The organism is Pseudoxanthomonas sp. J31 (assembly GCF_000510725.1).
Taxonomy (GTDB): domain Bacteria; phylum Pseudomonadota; class Gammaproteobacteria; order Xanthomonadales; family Xanthomonadaceae; genus Pseudoxanthomonas.
The window spans coordinates 236,517-253,639 of sequence record NZ_AZNZ01000001.1; the positions used below are offsets into that span (position 1 = coordinate 236,517).

The 17,123-nt window shown below is 71.4% G+C and carries 16 protein-coding genes; 10 read left to right on the top strand and 6 right to left on the bottom strand.

Going from position 1 to position 17,123, the window contains the following annotated elements:
* Positions 1-3,189 (bottom strand): bifunctional proline dehydrogenase/L-glutamate gamma-semialdehyde dehydrogenase PutA, encoded by a 3,189-nt coding sequence (gene putA / locus PSEJ31_RS0101050; RefSeq protein ID WP_051403596.1) that lies wholly within the window; start codon positions 3,187-3,189, stop codon positions 1-3.
* 196 nt (positions 3,190-3,385) lie between these two features.
* Complete coding sequence (locus tag PSEJ31_RS0101055) at positions 3,386-4,099, bottom strand: AraC family transcriptional regulator (RefSeq protein WP_019397020.1); 714 nt, start codon at positions 4,097-4,099, stop codon at positions 3,386-3,388.
* Between the two features lie 211 nt (positions 4,100-4,310).
* Here PSEJ31_RS0101055 and PSEJ31_RS0101060 point away from each other — a divergent pair, with 211 nt between their 5' ends.
* The 6 genes from PSEJ31_RS0101060 (at position 4,311) to PSEJ31_RS0101085 (ending at position 9,099) form a co-directional block, all read left to right on the top strand.
* Positions 4,311-4,784, top strand: a complete 474-nt coding sequence (locus PSEJ31_RS0101060) for a DUF2244 domain-containing protein (RefSeq protein ID WP_028914392.1) — start codon at positions 4,311-4,313, stop codon at positions 4,782-4,784.
* Between the two features lie 19 nt (positions 4,785-4,803).
* Positions 4,804-5,727, top strand: coding sequence for a cytochrome c oxidase subunit II (gene coxB / locus PSEJ31_RS0101065; protein WP_026010171.1), 924 nt, complete (start codon positions 4,804-4,806; stop codon positions 5,725-5,727).
* A 62-nt stretch (positions 5,728-5,789) separates the two neighbouring features.
* On the top strand, positions 5,790-7,403 hold the full coding sequence (ctaD, locus tag PSEJ31_RS0101070; protein WP_019397017.1) for a cytochrome c oxidase subunit I: 1,614 nt from the start codon (positions 5,790-5,792) through the stop codon (positions 7,401-7,403).
* Between the two features lie 67 nt (positions 7,404-7,470).
* Positions 7,471-7,602: a hypothetical protein gene (locus PSEJ31_RS17305; protein ID WP_255326644.1), complete on the top strand. Its 132-nt coding sequence runs from the start codon at positions 7,471-7,473 to the stop codon at positions 7,600-7,602.
* A complete protein-coding gene (locus tag PSEJ31_RS0101080) occupies positions 7,599-8,201 on the top strand; it encodes a cytochrome c oxidase assembly protein (RefSeq protein ID WP_019397016.1) in 603 nt (200 codons plus the stop codon). The genes PSEJ31_RS17305 and PSEJ31_RS0101080 overlap by 4 nt, the downstream gene beginning before the upstream one ends.
* 22 nt (positions 8,202-8,223) lie before the next feature.
* Complete coding sequence (locus PSEJ31_RS0101085; protein WP_028914393.1) at positions 8,224-9,099, top strand: cytochrome c oxidase subunit 3; 876 nt, start codon at positions 8,224-8,226, stop codon at positions 9,097-9,099.
* 110 nt (positions 9,100-9,209) lie between these two features.
* Here PSEJ31_RS0101085 and PSEJ31_RS0101090 read toward each other — a convergent pair whose 3' ends face one another.
* Complete coding sequence (locus PSEJ31_RS0101090; protein WP_019397014.1) at positions 9,210-9,428, bottom strand: twin transmembrane helix small protein; 219 nt, start codon at positions 9,426-9,428, stop codon at positions 9,210-9,212.
* Positions 9,429-9,503: 75 nt separating this feature from the next.
* Here PSEJ31_RS0101090 and PSEJ31_RS0101095 point away from each other — a divergent pair, with 75 nt between their 5' ends.
* The 4 genes from PSEJ31_RS0101095 to PSEJ31_RS0101110 are packed head-to-tail and all read left to right on the top strand — an operon-like array spanning position 9,504 to position 12,948.
* Positions 9,504-10,220 (top strand): SURF1 family protein, encoded by a 717-nt coding sequence (locus PSEJ31_RS0101095; protein WP_050992095.1) that lies wholly within the window; start codon positions 9,504-9,506, stop codon positions 10,218-10,220.
* A gap of 55 nt (positions 10,221-10,275) precedes the next feature.
* Positions 10,276-10,851 (top strand): hypothetical protein, encoded by a 576-nt coding sequence (locus tag PSEJ31_RS0101100; RefSeq protein ID WP_028914394.1) that lies wholly within the window; start codon positions 10,276-10,278, stop codon positions 10,849-10,851.
* A 13-nt stretch (positions 10,852-10,864) separates the two neighbouring features.
* The gene (locus tag PSEJ31_RS0101105; RefSeq protein ID WP_019397011.1) at positions 10,865-12,052 is read left to right on the top strand and encodes a COX15/CtaA family protein; all 1,188 of its coding nucleotides are present in this window, start codon (positions 10,865-10,867) and stop codon (positions 12,050-12,052) included.
* On the top strand, positions 12,049-12,948 hold the full coding sequence (locus PSEJ31_RS0101110; RefSeq protein WP_028914395.1) for a heme o synthase: 900 nt from the start codon (positions 12,049-12,051) through the stop codon (positions 12,946-12,948). Before PSEJ31_RS0101105 ends, PSEJ31_RS0101110 begins: the two co-directional genes overlap by 4 nt.
* Positions 12,949-12,996: 48 nt before the next feature.
* On the opposite strand, the gene PSEJ31_RS0101115 is transcribed toward PSEJ31_RS0101110, so the two are convergent.
* The 3 genes from PSEJ31_RS0101115 to dnaG all read right to left on the bottom strand — a co-directional run bounded on the left by PSEJ31_RS0101115 (position 12,997) and on the right by dnaG (position 17,118).
* A complete protein-coding gene (locus PSEJ31_RS0101115; protein ID WP_028914396.1) occupies positions 12,997-13,971 on the bottom strand; it encodes an MBL fold metallo-hydrolase in 975 nt (324 codons plus the stop codon).
* 302 nt (positions 13,972-14,273) lie between these two features.
* Positions 14,274-15,020 carry a TerC family protein gene (locus PSEJ31_RS0101120; RefSeq protein WP_028914397.1) on the bottom strand — a complete coding sequence of 249 codons (747 nt, stop codon included), beginning with the start codon at positions 15,018-15,020 and terminating at the stop codon, positions 14,274-14,276.
* A 379-nt stretch (positions 15,021-15,399) separates the two neighbouring features.
* Positions 15,400-17,118: a DNA primase gene (dnaG, locus tag PSEJ31_RS0101125; protein WP_028914398.1), complete on the bottom strand. Its 1,719-nt coding sequence runs from the start codon at positions 17,116-17,118 to the stop codon at positions 15,400-15,402.
* Between the last annotated feature and the right edge of the window lie 5 nt (positions 17,119-17,123).

Genomic DNA, 17,123 nt, shown 5'->3' on the forward strand with positions numbered 1-17,123 from the left:
TCAGTCGCCCAGGGTCAGCAGCGAGGCGTTGCCGCCGGCGGCGGTGGTGTTGATGGTCACCGTCTTCTCGGTGGCGAAGCGCAGCAGGTAGTGCGGGCCGCCGGCCTTGGGGCCGGTGCCGGACAGGCCCTGGCCGCCGAACGGCTGCACGCCCACCACCGCGCCGATCTGGTTGCGGTTGACGTAGACGTTGCCGACCTTGGCCCGCGCCACGATGTGCTCGACGGTCCCGTCGATGCGCGAGTGGATGCCCAGGGTCAGGCCGTAGCCGGTGGCGTTGACCTGGTCGATCACCGCGTCCAGCTGGTCGGCCTTCCAGCGGACCACGTGCAGCACCGGGCCGAACACCTCGCGCTGCAGCTGCGAAAGCGACTGCAGCTCGTAGGCGCGCGGGGCGAAGAAGCTGCCGTGCTCCAGCGCCGGATCCAGCGGCGCCACCGCGATCGCGCGCGCCTCCTGGTCCATGCGCGCGGCGTGCGCCTTGAGCATCTCCAGCGCGTCGGCGTCGATCACCGGGCCGACGTCGGTGGCCAGCAGCGCCGGGTCGCCAACCTGCAGCTCGGCCATTGCGCCGGCCAGCATGGTGGTGACCTTGTCGGCGATGTCCTCCTGCACGAACAGCACGCGCGCGGCCGAGCAGCGCTGGCCGGCGGAGGTGAAGGCGCTGGCGATGGCGTCCTTGACCAGCTGCTCGGGCAGGGTCGAGGAATCGGCAATCAGCGCGTTCTGGCCACCGGTCTCGGCGATCAGCACGGCGATGCCGGCGTCCTCGCGCGCGGCCAGGGCGCGGTTGATCGCGCGCGCAGTCTCGGTCGAGCCGGTGAAGGCCACGCCGGCCACGCGCGCGTCGCTGGTGAGCGCGGCGCCGACGCTGGCGCCGTCGCCGGGCACGAACTGCAGCACCGCCTCCGGCACGCCGGCCTCGTGCAGCAGCTGCACCGCGGCGTGGCCGACCAGGCTGGTCTGCTCGGCCGGCTTGGCCACCACCGCGTTGCCGGCGGCCAGGGCCGCGGCCACCTGGCCGAGGAAGATCGCCAGCGGGAAGTTCCACGGGCTGATGCACGCGAACACGCCGCGGCCCTGCAGCTGCAGCTGGTTGGACTCGCCGGTCGGGCCCGGCATCTGCTCCGGGGCGCCGAACTTCGCCCGTGCCTGGGCGGCGTAGTAGCGCAGGAAGTCGACCGCCTCGCGTACCTCGGCCACCGAGTCGGGGATGGTCTTGCCGGCCTCGCGCACGCACATGGCCATGAACTGCGGCATGCGCTGCTCCAGCAGGTCGGCGGCGTGCTCGAGGATCGCGGCGCGGCTGGCGGCCGGGGTGCGGTCCCACTGCGGCTGCGCGGCCACGGCATTGGCCAGGGCGCGGTCCACGGTGGCCGCATCGCCCGGCTGCCACTGGCCGACGACCTGGCGGCGGTCGGCCGGGTTGCGCACCACCACCGGCTCGCCGGCGGGCGCGGCGGCGCCCGGCACCAGCGGCGCCGCGCGCCACGGACCGGTATGCGCGGCCATCTGCGCGGCCAGTTCCCTGATGGTGTTGTCGTCGGCGAGGTTGACGCCCATGGAGTTGTTCCTGTCGAAGCCCTGGTGGGTGTAGAGGTCGCGCGGCAGCGGGATGCGCGGATGGGGGATGGAGGCGAAGCCGGAGACCACGGCCACCGGATCGCGCACCAGCTCGGCCACCGGCACGTCCTCGTCGGTGATGCGGTTGACGAAGCTGGAATTGGCGCCGTTCTCCAGCAGGCGGCGGACCAGGTAGGGCAGCAGGTCCTCGTGGCTGCCCACCGGCGCGTACACCCGGCAGGGCACGCCCAGGCGGTCGGCCGGAACCACCTCGGCGTAGAGGTCGTCGCCCATGCCGTGCAGCTTCTGGTGCTCGTAGGTGCGGCCTTCGGCGATCGCCCGCACCGCGGCGATGGTGTGCGCGTTGTGGGTGGCGAACATCGGGTAAAGCGCGTCGGCATGGCCGAACAGGCGCCGCGCGCAGGCCATGTAGGACACGTCGGTGTTCTGCTTGCGGGTGAACACCGGGTAGCCGGCCAGGCCCTCGACCTGGGCGCGCTTGATTTCCGCGTCCCAGTACGCGCCCTTGACCAGGCGCACCTGCAGGCGGCGGCCGGTGCGGCGGGCCAGGTCGGCCAGGTAGTCGATCACGAACGGCGCGCGCTTCTGGTAGGCCTGCACCACCACGCCGAAGCCGTCCCAGCCTTCCAGCGAGGCGTCGCTGACGACCTTCCCGATCACGTCCAGCGACAGCTCCAGGCGGTCGCATTCCTCGGCGTCGACGGTGCAGCCGATGCCGTAGGAACGGGCCAGCTGCGCAAGTTCCAGCACCGCCGGGGCCAGTTCGGCCAGCACCCGCCCGCGCTTGGCGTGCTCGTAGCGCGGATGCAGGGCCGAGAGCTTGATCGAGATGCCGTGGGCGCGGGTGACGTCGCCGCCCGGGCCGCCGCCGCGGGCGAGGTTGTCCTTGCCGATGGCGTGGATGGCGCGCTTGTAGTCCTCCAGGTAGCGGCGCGCGTCCTTCGTGGTCAGCGCGCCCTCGCCGAGCATGTCGAAGGAATAGCGGTAGCCGGCGTTGTCGCCCTTGTGCGAGCGGGCCAGCGCCTCCTCGATGGTGCGGCCCATGACGAACTGGTGGCCCATGATCCGCATCGCCTGGCGCACGGCCAGGCGCACCACCGGCTCGCCGATGCGCGCCACCAGGCGCTTGAACGCGCCGGGTACGTCGTGGCGGGTGGCGTCGTTGAGCTGCACCAGGCGGCCGGTGAGCATCAGGCCCCAGGTCGAGGCGTTGACCAGCACCGATTCGCTCTGGCCCAGGTGCTTCTCCCAGTCGGCGTCGCCGAGCTTGTCGCGGATCAGCTTGTCGGCCGTTTCCTGGTCGGGGATGCGCAGCAGCGCCTCGGCCACGCACATCAGCAGCACGCCTTCCTCGCTGCCCAGGTCGTACTGGCGCATGAAGGCCTCGATCGCGCCCTGGTCGGCGGCGCGGGCGCGCACGCGGCGGACCAGGTCGGTGGCGAGGGCCTCGACCTCGGCCTGGCGGGCGGGGTCCAGGCGCGCCTGCTCCAGCAGCTCGCGCACATGGGTGGTCTCGTCGCGCAGCCAGGCGGCGGTGATGGCTGCGCGCAGGGGCGAAGCGGTGCCAGGCGGCAGCTCCTGGCAGGGGACGGTCAGGGCGGACATGGGTCGACTCGGAACGGGGCGGCCGGAGGGCCGCCGTGCGAGCGCATCTTCGCCGCCGGGCGTGGCGGCTGGATTGATCGATTCCCCCGGCGCGGACGCGGGGGGCGGCACAAACGCAGCGCGCGCGGGCCGCGTCCCCAGCCTGGTCCACCGGCGGGCGGATGGCGTGAACGCCGGCGTCGCCTGCCTGTCCGGTTCAGCCCGCGCGCAGGCGCCGGTACTCGCCCGGGGTCATGCCCACCAGGGCCACGAAGCGCCGGGTGAAGGCGCTCTGGTCGGAGAAGCCGCAGGCCTGGGCAATGGAGGCGATGCTGCCGGGCCCGTGCAGGCGGTGCATCGCCGCCTGGATCCGCACCCGGGTCAGCAGCTGCAACGGCGAGAGCTGGAACACCTTCTGGAAGGTGCGCTCGAGCTTGGACTCGGAGAAGCCGGTGATGTCCAGCAGGTCCTGCACCCGGATGTTCTCGGCGTAGTGCCGGTTCATGTGCACCAGGGCCTCGCGCAGGGAGCGGTAGTCCGCCTCCAGGCCCTCGCGCCCGGCCAGGTCGCGGGAGATGCCGATCAGCCCGGCCACCTGGCCGTCGATCCGCAGCGGGCGCTTGCAGGTCAGGCACCAGCCCGGCTCCTGGTCGGAGAACAGGTGCAGCTCCAGCAGGTTGTCGATCACCGCCCCTTCCAGCACCTGGCGGTCCTGCAGGCCGTAGTTGGCGCCCAGGCCGCTGGGATACACCTCGCTGGCGCGCTTGCCGATGATCTCCTTGCGCGAGCGCAGGCCGAGGCGGCGCAGCATGGTGGCGTTGACGTGGGTGTAGCGGCCCTCGCGGTCCTTGATGAAGAACAGCACGTCCGGGATCGAGTCGAACAGGGCCTCGACCTCGGCGGCATCCACGGCGAGCGGGCTGGGCTTCACGGGGGCAGGGGGTCCGGCGGCAGGGCACGACATTCTAATTGGGTGCGGTGCCAGGCCGCCCCCGGTCCGGCCCGGGCCGCCCGGGCGCGACCCCCTCCATGCCACGGCCCGGGCCCGGCCGCCTTGTCCTGGATCAATGCGGGTTGCCGCTGCCGGTGATTCGCGCTTACCATCTTTCGGTTTTCCGCAGCTGCGAGCGGCGGTAGGCGACGTGATCGAGGTGCTGCCAGGCAGGTCCGGCGACGCCGGCGCGCAGTTGAGGCTGCGCCCGCCGCGGGCCCTGACGGCAGGCCAGTTCAGGGCGCTGTTCGCCGCGCTGGCGGGGGCGATGTGGCTGGCGGCCGGCCTGGGCTGGCTGGCGGGCAACGTCTTCGCGCCGGCGTTCGCACTGCTGCACAGCGCAGGGGTGGCGCTGGCGTTGCGCATGCTGTGGAGCAACGGGGAACGCGGCGAGGAGATCGCCATCGGGCCGCGGGCGGTGGAAGTCCGCCGCGGCGCCGAGACGGTATTCAGCGCCCATCCTTACTGGGTGAGGCTGCAGGTGGCGCCGGAAGATGGCATGGTCATGCTCTCCTCCGGCGGCCGGGACGTGGAGGTGGGAGCCTTCCTCGGCCCGGGCGAGCGCCGGCAGCTGGCGCGGTGCCTGAGGGAATTCCTGGCGGCCGCCAGCGGCCGCAACCGATGACGCAACCAGGGTCTAGGCAATGATGCAAGCGAAGGGATGGTGGAAGCGTTGGATGGCTGCGGGCACGCTGATGGCGGCACCGTTGCTGGCCTGGGCCCAGTCGGCCGATCCGCAACGGTGGCAGCTGAACATGGGGCGCGGCGTCACCGCCACCTCCCAGAACGCCTATGACGCGCACATGGTCGCGCTGTGGATCTGCGTGGCCATCGGCGTGGTGGTGTTCGGCGCGATGGCCGTGGCGGTGGTCCGCTTCCGCAAGTCCAAGGGCGCGGTCGCGGCCCAGTTCAGCCACAACACCACCGCCGAGCTGATCTGGACGGTGATCCCGGTCCTGATCCTGATCGCGATGGCCTGGCCGGCCACCGCCAAGCTGATCTCGATGTACGACACCCGCGACGCCGAGATGACCGTCAAGGTCACCGGCTACCAGTGGATGTGGAAGTACGAGTACCTGGGCGAGGGCGTGAGCTTCACCAGCCGCCTGGACCGCGAGCACGACCGCATCCGCCAGAGCGGCGAGCGCCCGGACCCGGCGCAGCACCCGCACTACCTGCTCGAGGTGGACAACCGCCTGGTGCTGCCGGTGGACACCAAGGTCCGCTTCGTGATCACCGCCGACGACGTGATCCACTCCTGGTGGGTGCCGGCGCTGGGCTGGAAGCAGGACGCCATCCCCGGCCTGATCAACGAGGCCTGGACCGAGATCAAGACCCCTGGCGTGTACCGCGGCCAGTGCGCCGAGCTGTGCGGCAAGGACCACGCGTTCATGCCGATCGTGGTCGAGGCGGTCTCCAAGGAGGAATTCGCGCGCTGGCTGGCCTCGAAGAAGCCGGCCGCGCCGGAGGCGCCCGCGGAGGAGTCCGGCGAAGCGCCGGCCGACGCCGCCGAGCCGGTCGACGAGGCCGAGGGCAGCGCCCCGGCCGCGGCGCCGCAGGCCGCCTGATCCCGCACGCAACGGCCGCCGCCGCGGCCGCCACGCAAACGCATCCCAGAGGTAGCAACGCCATGGCCCATACCGCCGCCGAGCACCACGACGACCACCACGGCCACAAGCAGGGGTTCGTCGAGCGCTGGTTCTTCTCGACCAACCACAAGGACATCGGCACGCTGTACCTGCTGTTCTCCTTCGTGATGTTCATCATCGGCGCGGCCATGAGCGTGGTCATCCGCGCCGAGCTGGCCACCCCCGGCCTGCAGGTCGTCAGCCCCGAGTTCTTCAACCAGATGACCACGGTGCACGCCCTGGTCATGATCTTCGGCGGCGTGATGCCGGCCTTCGTCGGCCTGGCCAACTGGATGGTGCCGCTGCAGATCGGCGCGCCGGACATGGCCCTGCCGCGCATGAACAACTGGTCGTTCTGGCTGCTGCCGGTGGCCTTCACCCTGCTGCTGATCTCGCTGTTCCTGCCCGGTGGTGCGCCGGCCGGCGGCTGGACCCTGTACCCGCCGCTGTCGCTGCAGGGCGGCTACAACGTGGCCTTCACCATCTTCGCCATCCACGTGGCGGGCATCAGCTCGATCATGGGCGCGATCAACATCATCGCGACCATCCTCAACATGCGCGCCCCGGGCATCGACCTGCTGAAGATGCCGATCTTCTGCTGGACCTGGCTGATCACCGCGTTCCTGCTGATCGCGGTGATGCCGGTGCTGGCCGGCGCGGTGACCATGCTGCTGACCGACAAGTTCTTCGGCACCAGCTTCTTCAACGCCGCCGGCGGCGGCGACCCGGTGATGTACCAGCACATCTTCTGGTTCTTCGGCCACCCCGAGGTCTACATCATGATCCTGCCCGCCTTCGGCGTGGTCAGCGAGATCATCCCGACCTTCAGCCGCAAGCCGCTGTTCGGCTACCAGGCCATGGTGTACGCCACCGCCGCGATCGCCTTCCTGTCGTTCATCGTGTGGGCGCACCACATGTTCACGGTGGGCATGCCGCTGGGCGGCGAGATCTACTTCATGTTCGCGACCATGCTGATCTCGGTGCCGACCGGCGTGAAGGTGTTCAACTGGGTCTCCACCATGTGGAAGGGCTCGCTCACCTTCGAGGCGCCGATGCTGTGGGCGATCGCCTTCGTGCTGCTGTTCACCATCGGCGGCTTCTCCGGCCTGATGCTGGCGATCGTGCCGGCCGACTTCCAGTACCACGACACCTACTTCGTGGTCGCGCACTTCCACTACGTGCTGGTCACCGGCGCCGTGTTCGCGCTGATCGCCGCGGTGTACTACTGGTGGCCGAAGTTCACCGGCCGCATGTACAACGAGCGCTGGGCCAAGTTCCACTTCTGGTGGTCGGTGGTGTTCGCCAACCTGCTGTTCTTCCCGCAGCACTTCCTGGGCCTGGCCGGCATGCCGCGCCGCATCCCGGACTACAACGTGGTGTTCGCCGACTGGAACCTGGTCAGCTCGATCGGCGCGTTCGGCATGTTCGCCACGCCGTTCATGATGGGCTTCATCCTGTGGCACTCGCTGCGCCACGGCGCCAGGGCCGAGGCCCGCGCCTGGGAAGGCGCGCGTGGCCTGGAGTGGACCATCCCGTCGCCGGCGCCGCACCACACCTTCACCGTGCCGCCGGTGATCAAGGACGGCGACCTGGCCCACGGCGACATCACCCACTGAGCTTCCGCCGCGGCGGAAGCAGTTCCCGCCCGGCGCGCCCGGGCGGGCCCGGAACAACGGAGGAACGATGAACCACGCCCCCGACCATCGCGATGACGCCGCACGCCGCCGTGGCGTGGTGCGCACCGTGTGGGTCGTGGGCGCGATCGCCCTGGCGATCTACGTGGGCTTCATCCTCTCGGGGGTGCTGCAGGCATGAGCGATCCGCGCGCCGACGCCGCTCCGCGCCGCCGCGGCTGGCTGAAGCTGGCCGGGGTGTCGCTGGCCGCGTTCGCGTTCGCCTTCTCGCTGGTGCCGCTTTACCGGATCGCGTGCGAGAAGGTGTTCGGCATCCGCCTGGAAGGCGGCACCGGCCAGGCCCGTGCCGCCGCGCCGGCCGCCGCCGGGCCGCGCCAGGAACGCACCGTCACCGTGCTGTTCGATGGCGGCGTGAACTCGAAGCTGCCGTGGTCCTTCGGCCCGGAGCAGCTGACCATGCAGGTGGTCCCGGGCGAACTGGCCGAGGCGACGTACTACGCGCGCAACGACAGCGACCGCCCGATCGTCGGCAGCGCCGTGCCCTCGGTGGCGCCGGCGCGGGCCTCGGGCTACTTCACCAAGACCGAGTGCTTCTGCTTCACCGCCCAGACCCTGCAGCCGGGCGAGCGGCGCGAAATGCCGGTGCGCTTCATCGTGGACCCGGACCTGCCGGCCGACGTGAAGACCATCACCCTCTCGTATACCTTCTTCAGGAACGAGGCCCTCACCGCGCAATTGGGCGCGGGCGGGGCTTCCCGCGCGCCGCTCGCGGCGCCTTGACCCGAGCAACGGAATCCACGCCATGGCCCATTCCCAGACCGACGCCAACATCTACTTCGTGCCGGCCAAGAGCAAGGCGCCGATCTTCGCTTCGGTGTCGATGTTCGTGATGATGATCGGCGTGGCCACCTGGCTCAACGAGATCGCTTGGGGCAAGTGGTCGTTCTTCCTCGGCGTGGCGCTGATGGTGGCGACCCTGTTCTACTGGTTCGGCGAGGTGATCCGCGAGTCGCAGGGCGGCCACTACAACCGCCAGGTCGACGGCTCGTTCCGGATGGGAATGATCTGGTTCATCTTCTCCGAGGTGATGTTCTTCGGCGCGTTCTTCGGCGCGCTGTTCTACACCCGCCAGTTCGCGCTGCCGTGGCTGGGCGGCGAGGGCGACGGCGTGCTCACCAACGAGCTGCTGTGGCAGGGCTTCAGCGCGGCCTGGCCGAGCGCCGGCCCGGGCGGCGTCGGCGGCCAGTTCCAGACCATCCCGGCCTGGGGCCTGCCGCTGGTCAACACCCTGATCCTGCTGACCTCGGGCGCCACCCTGACCATCGCCCACCATGCGCTCAAGGCCGGCAAGCGCGGCCAGCTGCTGGTCTGGCTGGGTGCCACGGTGCTGCTGGGCCTGACCTTCCTGGTGTTCCAGGGCGAGGAGTACATCCACGCCTACAAGGAGCTGAACCTGACCCTGGGCTCGGGCATCTACGGTTCGACCTTCTTCATGCTCACCGGCTTCCACGGCGCCCACGTCGCCCTGGGCACGATCATGCTGATCGTGATGTGGTTCCGCGCGCTGAAGGGCCACTTCACCCGGGACAAGCACTTCGGCTTCGAAGCCGCGGCCTGGTACTGGCACTTCGTGGACGTGGTCTGGCTGGGGCTGTTCCTCTTTGTTTACGTGCTGTGATTCGTGATTCGATAGAAGCGAAGCGCGAGCCACAAGCAACAAGGGCGCCATCAGGCGCCCTTGTTGTTTCGGATCACTGATCACCAATGACAAACCACGGGCTGGCGGCCTCAGCCGCCAACCCCATGCGGCTGTATCACGCCGGTCCAGATGCCGATGATGACCAGCAGGATCAGGCCGATGGACAGGGCGATGCGGCGGGTGAGGGCGTTGACCGTGCGCTTGCTCTCGCCGCGGTCCACCATGAGGTAGTAAAGCGCCGAGCCGAGGTTCCAGATGATGAGCAGCAGGAACGCGACGACGATCAGGGTTTTGAGCGAATCGTTCACGGGACGTGGCTCGTGGCGTGCGGGTTTGCGCCGGGCATTATCGCAGCCCGGCGCCGCGGCGGGCGTGGGGGCCGCGTGAGCCGTCGCCTGCCGTCGTGGGCGGGCTGGGGCCTGGCCCTGGCCGTGGCCGCGGCCTGCTGCGGGCTGGGCACCTGGCAGCTGCAGCGCATGCACGCCAAGCAGGCCCTGCTGGACGCGTCGGCGCAGGTGCTGGCCGAGCGCCGGCCGCAACCGCTGGCGCTGGCCGCCGATCCGGCGCGCGCGCGCGGCTACGACTGGGCGTCCGGCCGCGGCCGCTTCGCCGACCTGCCGGCGGTGCTGCTGGACAACCAGAACCGCGATTCCCGGCCCGGCGTACGCGCCTACCGCGTGTTCGAACCGGAGGACGGGCTGCCGCTGCTGGTGGATCTGGGCTGGCTGCCCCTGCCCGGCGACCGCCGCATGCCGCAGGTCCCGCCACCGGCAGCCGGCACGATCGAAGCCTCGGGCCTGCTGCTGCCGCCGCCGGCCCGCGGCCTGGCCGCGCCGGCGGTGCAGCGCCAGGCCGACGGCACCGCGCTGGTGGTGGCGCTGGAGCCGGCGGCAGTGGCCGCCGCACTGGGCCTGCCGGCGCTGGCGCCGCGGGTGCTGCGCCTGGATCCGGAACTGCCGCTGGGCTACGCGCGCGACCTGGAACTGCTGCCGAACACGCTGCCTCCGCAGCGCCACCTGGGCTACGCGGTGCAGTGGTTCGCCCTGGCCGCCGCGGCGCTGGCCATCGCCCTGGTGCTGACCCTGCGGCGGCGCCGGTGAGGCGCGTGGCCGGCGCGCGGAACAGGGCATGGCCCGGCATGCGAAAATCCCGCGCATGAGCCATTCCGTTCCCGACGCTGATCGCACTGCCCGCGGCCGCCTGGTGCTGGTTGCGCTGTTCGTGCTGTTCTTTGGCAGCGCGCTGGCCGCCGGCGCGCTGCGCTTCACCGGCTGGATGCCGGCCGGCCTGCGCAACCACGGCCAGCTGCTGGAGCCGCCGGTGGACCTGCGCCAGGCCCGCCTGCAGCTGGCCTCCGGCGAGGCCTATCCCTGGCAGCCGCAGGCCCGCATCTGGCGCATCGTGGTCGTGCCCCCGGCCTCCGGCTGCGACGCGGCGTGCACCACGCTGGCGGCGCAGCTGGACAAGGTCTGGCGCCTGTTCGGGCACAACGCCGACCACGTGCACGTGCTGTGGCTGGGCGCCGCCCCGGCCGGCGCTGCGCAGCTGCCGGAGATGCGCGTGCTGCGCGACGACCCGGGCGTGCGCGCGTCCCTGCCCGGCGCCTCCGACCCGGCCGGCGTGCCGCTGTACGTGGTCGATCCCAACGGCTTCGTGATCCTGCGCTACGCGCCGCAATCCGATCCGGCCGGCCTGCGCGCCGATGTCGCGCGCCTGCTGAAACTGAAGTGAGGCTTCCCATCCGATGAACGCGCTCGTCCGCCCGACGCTGGCACGCCATTTCCACCGCATCGCCTGGCTGGCGGTGGCGCTGACCGCCTGCGTGGTCGTGTTCGGCGCCTTCGTGCGCCTGTCCGACGCCGGCCTCAGCTGCCCGGACTGGCCGACCTGCTACGGCCGTGCCACCTGGCCATCGGCGCCGGCCGACGCGGCCGCGCACGCGGCCAGCGGGATCCGTCCGTTCGAGACCCACAAGGCCTGGCGCGAGCAGGTACACCGCCACCTCGCCGCCAGCCTGGGCGTGGTGGTGCTGCTGCTGGCGCTGCTGGCGGTGCGCCGCCGCCGCCTCGGCGTGCCGCTGGTGATCGGCGCCTCGCTGCTGGTCGCCGCCGCGATCCCGGCGTACATGTACGGCCACATCGGCCTGGCCTTCGCCCTGGCCGGTGCCGGCGAGGCGGTACTGCTGCTGGCGGCGCTGCGCTGGTCCAACATCGACCTGGCGCGCGCGGCGGTGCTGACCCTGGCGGTGATCGTGTTCCAGGCGCTGCTGGGCAAGTGGACCGTGACCCTGCTGCTCAAGCCGATCGTGGTGATGGGCCACCTGCTGGGCGGGCTGACCACGTTCGCGCTGCTGGTATGGATGGCCTGGCGCGCCACCGGCCTGCCGATCCGCCTGGCAGACGCGCGCGTGCTGCGGCGCTGGGTGGTCGCCGGGCTGGTGGTGCTGGGCCTGCAGATCGCGCTCGGCGGCTGGACCAGCGCCAACTACGCGGCGCTCGCCTGTGGCGGCGGCGGCTGGACCGGCGCCAGCCACCATTACATGGATTTCCCGCGCTGCGTCGGCCAGTGGTGGCCGCCTGCGGACTTCCGCGAAGGCTTCGTGCTGTGGCGCGGGATCGGCGTGGACTACGAAGGCGGCGTGCTCGACGGCGCCTCGCGCATCGCCATCCAGATGGCGCACCGGATGATGGCGGTGGTCGCGGCGCTGTACCTGCTGCTGCTGGCCGGGCGGCTGTACCGGCTGCCGGGCATGCGCGGCTGGGCCGCGCTGCTGGGCCTGCTGGTGCTGGTCCAGGTCGCGCTGGGCGTGCTCAACGTCAAGCTGTCGCTGCCGCTGCCGGTGGCGGTGATGCACAACGGCGGCGCCGCGGCCTTGCTGTTCGTGCTGGTGACCTTGCTGGCGCGGTTGCGGGAGCCCGAGCAGGTCGCATGAGCACCCACGTTTCCCTCTGGCGCGAATACCTGGAGCTGACCAAGCCGCGGGTGGTCGCGCTGCTGGTGTTCACCGCCCTGGTCGGCATGTTCCTGGCGGTGCCGGGGCTGCCGCCGCTGCGCGAATCGGTGCTGGGCCTGGTCGGCATCTGGCTGGCCGCGTCCTCGGCCGCGGCGATCAACCACCTGATCGACCAGCGCATCGACAAGCTGATGGCGCGCACCGCGCACCGCCCGCTGGCCACCGGCGCGCTGCGCCCGGCGCAGGTGCTGGCGTTCGCGCTGGCGCTGGGCGTGGCGTCGATGCTGGTGCTGGTGCTTTGGGTCAACACCGTCACCGCGGTGCTGACCTTCGCCTCGCTGATCGGCTACGCGGTGGTCTACACCGGCTACCTCAAGCGCGCCACGCCGCAGAACATCGTGATCGGCGGCGTGGCCGGCGCCGCGCCGCCGCTGCTGGGCTGGGCCGCGGTCACCAACATGCAGGGCGCCTGGGACTGGCAGCACGCGCTGCTGCTGGTGCTGATCATCTTCGTCTGGACCCCGCCGCACTTCTGGGCGCTGGCGATCTTCCGCCGCGAGGACTACGCGCGCGCGCTGATCCCGATGCTGCCGGTCACCCACGGCGTGACCTATACCCGCTGGCAGATCCTGTTCTACACCGTGCTGCTGGTCGAGGTGACGGTGCTGCCGGTGGTGTTCGGCATGAGCGGCCTGTTCTACCTGGGCGGCGCGCTGGTGCTGGGCAGCGTGTTCCTCTGGTACGCCTGGCGCCTGCTCGATCCGCCGGACGAGTTCTACGCCATGCGCGTGTTCAACTACTCGATCGTGTACCTGATGGCGCTGTTCGCCTTCCTGCTGGTGGACCACTGGCTGCCGCTGCTGCTGCCGGCCTGAGCCGGCAGCACGGCCGGGCGCGGGCGGCGGCCCGCGCCCGGGCATCGCTTACTCGGCGACCCAGGCCAGCTGGCCGTCGCTGGCGCGCTCGATGCGGCCCAGGCCGGGGAACGGGAAGTGCACCGAGTACAGGCGTTCGCCGCTGTCGGCGGCGGTGTCCAGCATCTTCGCCCGCTGCGCCGCGCCGGCGGCGGCGTCGCGATCCCACTGGATCGTCCACTGCGGGCGCTGCACCGAGACCACCGGGTGGTGCACCAGGTCGCCCACGTACAGCAGGCTTTCCCCGCCGCTGCTGATGCGGAAGGAGACGTGGCCCGGGGTGTGTCCCGGGGTCGGCAGCGCCTGCACCATGCCCGGCACCAGCTCCGCCTCCGGGGCAAAGGCGTCGACCTGCGGCGCGATCGCCGCGACCAGGCTGGCCATGGCCGCGCCTTCGCCGCTGGCCTGGGCCTGCAGGTCCTCCCACTCCGGCTGCGAGACATGGATGGTGGCGTTGGGGAAGGCCAGCGCGCCGCTGGCATCGACCAGGCCGCCGACATGGTCGCCGTGCGCATGCGAGATGAACACGTCGGTGACCTGCGCCGGCACGATGCCGGCCGCCTGCAGCGCCGCGCCCAGCTTGCCCGCGCTGTCGCCGACGAACTGGCCGGCGCCGGCATCGAACAGCATCACCCGCTGCCCGTCGCGCACCAGCAGCGGCTGCACGCTCAGGTGCAGGCGATCGGTGTCCAGGCCAGCGCCCGACAACACGCCGGCGACCTCGTCCGGAGTCAGGCCGACGCCAAACACCGAGTTGTCGTTGGGCACGGCAATGCCGCCGTCGCGCAGCGCGGCAGCCTGCAGCGATCCGACCTGGAACGGGTGGACGTGCTCGCTGGCGGGCACGCCGGCCTGGGTGGCCTCCGGCGCGGCGACCGGGGCAGGCGCGGCCTCGGCCGCTTCCTCGTTGCGGCTGCAGGCGGCAAGCGCCGCGCCCATTGCTACCACCAGCAGCGGCAGCGCCGCCTTGCGTACGTGCGACATGGCTGACTCCCGTGGATTGACCGCCGGATTCTGGCGGCGCGCCGGCGCAGCGGCAAGGCGATGGCGGCAGGCGCCGACGGAAGGCGGGAACCAGCCCCGCGCCGCCGCGGGCGGGCATGGTGGCTTCCGGCGCCCACCGGGCACGCCCGCCGCCGGCGACCCGCGGCGCGCGCATGACCGCGACGGAAGCATCCGGCTGCCGCGCCGTGTTGCCGCGCTTCACGGTCGCGCGGCCATCGGCCGCCCCTGGGCGATACCGGCCCTCCCTTCGCCGGGCGGGGCCGCGCAACCAGGGGCGCGCGTCAGTCCCCGCCTGCCCGCGCCACAGCCTGCTGCTCGCGGCGCCGGATCCACAGGTTGATCAGCTCGACGAACACCGAGAAGGCCATCGCCGCGTAGATGTAGCCCTTGGGGATGTGCTGGCCGAAGCCGTCGGCGATCAGCACCAGGCCGATCATGATCAGGAAGCTCAGCGCCAGCACCTTGACCGTGGGGTGGCGCTCGACGAAGTCGCCGATCGGGCCGGCGAAGCCGATCATGAACACGATCGAGACCAGGATCGCGGTGGCCATCACCCAGCGCTCGTCGACCATGCCCACCGCGGTGATGATCGAGTCCAGCGAGAACACGATGTCCAGCACCATGATCTGCAGGATCACGCCGCCGAAGGAGGTGGCGGCGCGGGCCAGGTTCGGCCCTTCCTCCGGCATGCCGGCGCCCTCGATCTTCTGGTGGATCTCATGGGTGGCCTTGGCGATCAGGAACAGGCCGCCGCCGATCAGGATCAGGTCGCGCCAGGAGAAGGCATGGCCGAACAGCTCGAACAGCGGCTGGGTCAGGCCGATGATCCAGGCGATGGTGAACAGCAGGCCCAGGCGGGTGATGGCGGCGGCGGCCAGGCCGACGCGGCGCGCCTTGTTGCGCTGCTCCGGCGGCAGGCGTCCGGCCAGGATCGAGATGAAGATGATGTTGTCGATGCCCAGCACCAGTTCCAGCGCGGTGAGGGTGGCCAGGGCGATCCAGGTTTCGGGGTTGAGCAGGGCGTCCATGTGGGCTCGCGTGGGTCAGGCAACGGAAGACTGGCGCCGTGCGGGTGCAGGCGGCGTAGCGGATGCGGGGACGGGGATGCCGGCGCGCGCGCGGTGGGACGCGGGCGGGCGGCGCCGCACGGCGCCACGCACGGCGCGGGCCGGGGAGCGGTATGGCGTTGGATCTGGCACGGGTTGCGGGCTCCAGGGTTTCCAGGGCCGCGGTGGGGTGGCATCGCCGATGGACGCACCTTCGCCGCGGGGCGGCGAAGGTCTTGCCCGCAGGCCGTCCGGGCCTGCCGCTGCGCCGGGGCCGGGTGGCCCGTCATGACGACGCCAGCGTTGGGGGCTACTCCCCTTCGAAGGCCCGCATCCTAGCATGACACGCCGGGGCCGGGCTTCAGGCGCGCCCGGCCAGAACCTTCAGCAGCATCCGCAGTTCGTACTTGTCGGTCTCGTCCAGGCCTTGCGCGCGCTGCTTGTCCTGCAGCTCGTCGATGCGCTGCTGCAGGGTCTGCCGCTCCAGCTGGGCGATGGCATCGTGCAGCTCCACTGCCCAGCTCTGTTCGTCGCCGGGCAGCGGCTGCGCCGCCAGCTTGCGCAGGGCCTCGCCCTGTTCGTGCCCGGCGAAGTGTTCCAGCAGCGCGCCGGTGCTGATCTCCGGGCGCTGGTGCACCACCTCCAGCAGTTCCAGCAGCAGCGGCACGCCCGCTGCGCGCAGGGTGTCGAAGCGGTACGGCCGCTCCAGCTGCAGGCCCAGCGAGGGCTGCTGCAGCAGCAGGGCGATCGCGCTGCGCACCAGGCTGCGCTTCTGCGCCGGCACCACCCGGCGCGCGGGCGCGGGCGGCGGCGCGGCGGCGACCGTGGCGGTGACCCCGGTCTGGCGCTGCAGCTCCTGGCGCATCAGGTCGGCGAAGGCGCCGTCGGGCAGCTGTGCCAGCAGCGGACGCGCGCGCTCGGCCAGGCGGGCGCGGCCGTCGAGGGTGTTGCGGTTGATGTCGCGGCCCAGTTCCTCGAAGAAGAACTGCGACAGTGGCGTGGCCTGGGCCAGGCGCGCGTCGAACCCGGCCGCGCCCTCCTTGCGCACGATGGTGTCCGGGTCCTCGCCCTCGGGCAGGAACAGGAAGAACGCCTGGCGCCCGTCCTTCATCCGCGGCAGCACCGACTCGACCGCGCGCCAGGCCGCGCGCCGGCCGGCGGCGTCGCCGTCGAAGCAGAAGTACACGTCCGGCGCGTTGCGGAACAGCAGCTCGGCGTGCTCGGCGGTGGTGGAGGTGCCCAGGGTCGCCACCGCCTGGGTGACGCCGAACTGGAACAGGGTGACCACGTCCATGTAGCCCTCGACCACCACCAGCCGCTCCAGCTTCTGGTTGGCCTGGCGTGCCTGCCACAGGCCGTACAGCTCGCGGCCCTTGTGGAACAGCGGGGTTTCCGGCGAGTTGAGGTATTTGGGGCTGGCGTCCTTGTCCAGCACGCGGCCGCCGAAGGCGATCACCCGGCCGCGGCGGTCGTGGATCGGGAACATGATCCGGTCGCGGAACTTGTCGTACACGCTGCCGCGCTCGTTGCGCGAGAGCATGCCGGTGCGCTCCAGCAGCTTGCGCCGGCGTTCGTCCGTGCCCAGCGCGTCCAGCAGGGTGGAATAGCCGTCGGCGGCGTAGCCGATGCCGAAGCGGGCGCGGGTGTCCGCGTCCACCCCGCGGCCCTGCAGGTAGGACAGCGCGCGCGGGCTGTCGGCCAGCTGGCGCTGGAACAGCCGGGCCGCCGCCTCCAGCGCCGCGTACTGGTCGCGCAGGTCGTTGTCCTGCGGGCCGGCGCGGGTGTCCTTTGGCATCTCCATGCCGGCGCGCCGCGCCAGTTCCTCGACCGCGTCGAGGAACTCGAGGCGGTCGTAGTTCATCAGGAAGCTGATCGCGGTGCCGTGCGCGCCGCAGCCGAAGCAGTGGTAGAACTGCTTGGTCGGCGAGACGTAGAACGAGGGCGTGCGTTCGTCGTGGAACGGGCAGGGCGCGGCGTATTCGCGGCCCTTGCGCTTGAGTGGCACCCGCGCACCGACGATCTCGACGATGTCGGTGCGCGCGAGCAGGTCGTCGATGAACGCGTCGGGCAGGCGGGCCATCGCAA

What these genes read in the sequence shown, in the direction of transcription:
- putA (WP_051403596.1), bottom strand. Translation starts at nt 3,189, where the DNA reads ATGTCCGCCCTGACCGTCCCCTGCCAGGAGCTGCCGCCTGGCACCGCT.
- coxB (WP_026010171.1), top strand. Translation starts at nt 4,804, where the DNA reads ATGATGCAAGCGAAGGGATGGTGGAAGCGTTGGATGGCTGCGGGCACG.
- ctaD (WP_019397017.1), top strand. Translation starts at nt 5,790, where the DNA reads ATGGCCCATACCGCCGCCGAGCACCACGACGACCACCACGGCCACAAG.
- PSEJ31_RS17305 (WP_255326644.1), top strand. Translation starts at nt 7,471, where the DNA reads ATGAACCACGCCCCCGACCATCGCGATGACGCCGCACGCCGCCGTGGC.
- PSEJ31_RS0101080 (WP_019397016.1), top strand. Translation starts at nt 7,599, where the DNA reads ATGAGCGATCCGCGCGCCGACGCCGCTCCGCGCCGCCGCGGCTGGCTG.
- PSEJ31_RS0101085 (WP_028914393.1), top strand. Translation starts at nt 8,224, where the DNA reads ATGGCCCATTCCCAGACCGACGCCAACATCTACTTCGTGCCGGCCAAG.
- PSEJ31_RS0101100 (WP_028914394.1), top strand. Translation starts at nt 10,276, where the DNA reads ATGAGCCATTCCGTTCCCGACGCTGATCGCACTGCCCGCGGCCGCCTG.
- PSEJ31_RS0101105 (WP_019397011.1), top strand. Translation starts at nt 10,865, where the DNA reads ATGAACGCGCTCGTCCGCCCGACGCTGGCACGCCATTTCCACCGCATC.
- PSEJ31_RS0101110 (WP_028914395.1), top strand. Translation starts at nt 12,049, where the DNA reads ATGAGCACCCACGTTTCCCTCTGGCGCGAATACCTGGAGCTGACCAAG.
- PSEJ31_RS0101115 (WP_028914396.1), bottom strand. Translation starts at nt 13,971, where the DNA reads ATGTCGCACGTACGCAAGGCGGCGCTGCCGCTGCTGGTGGTAGCAATG.
- PSEJ31_RS0101120 (WP_028914397.1), bottom strand. Translation starts at nt 15,020, where the DNA reads ATGGACGCCCTGCTCAACCCCGAAACCTGGATCGCCCTGGCCACCCTC.
- dnaG (WP_028914398.1), bottom strand. Translation starts at nt 17,118, where the DNA reads ATGGCCCGCCTGCCCGACGCGTTCATCGACGACCTGCTCGCGCGCACC.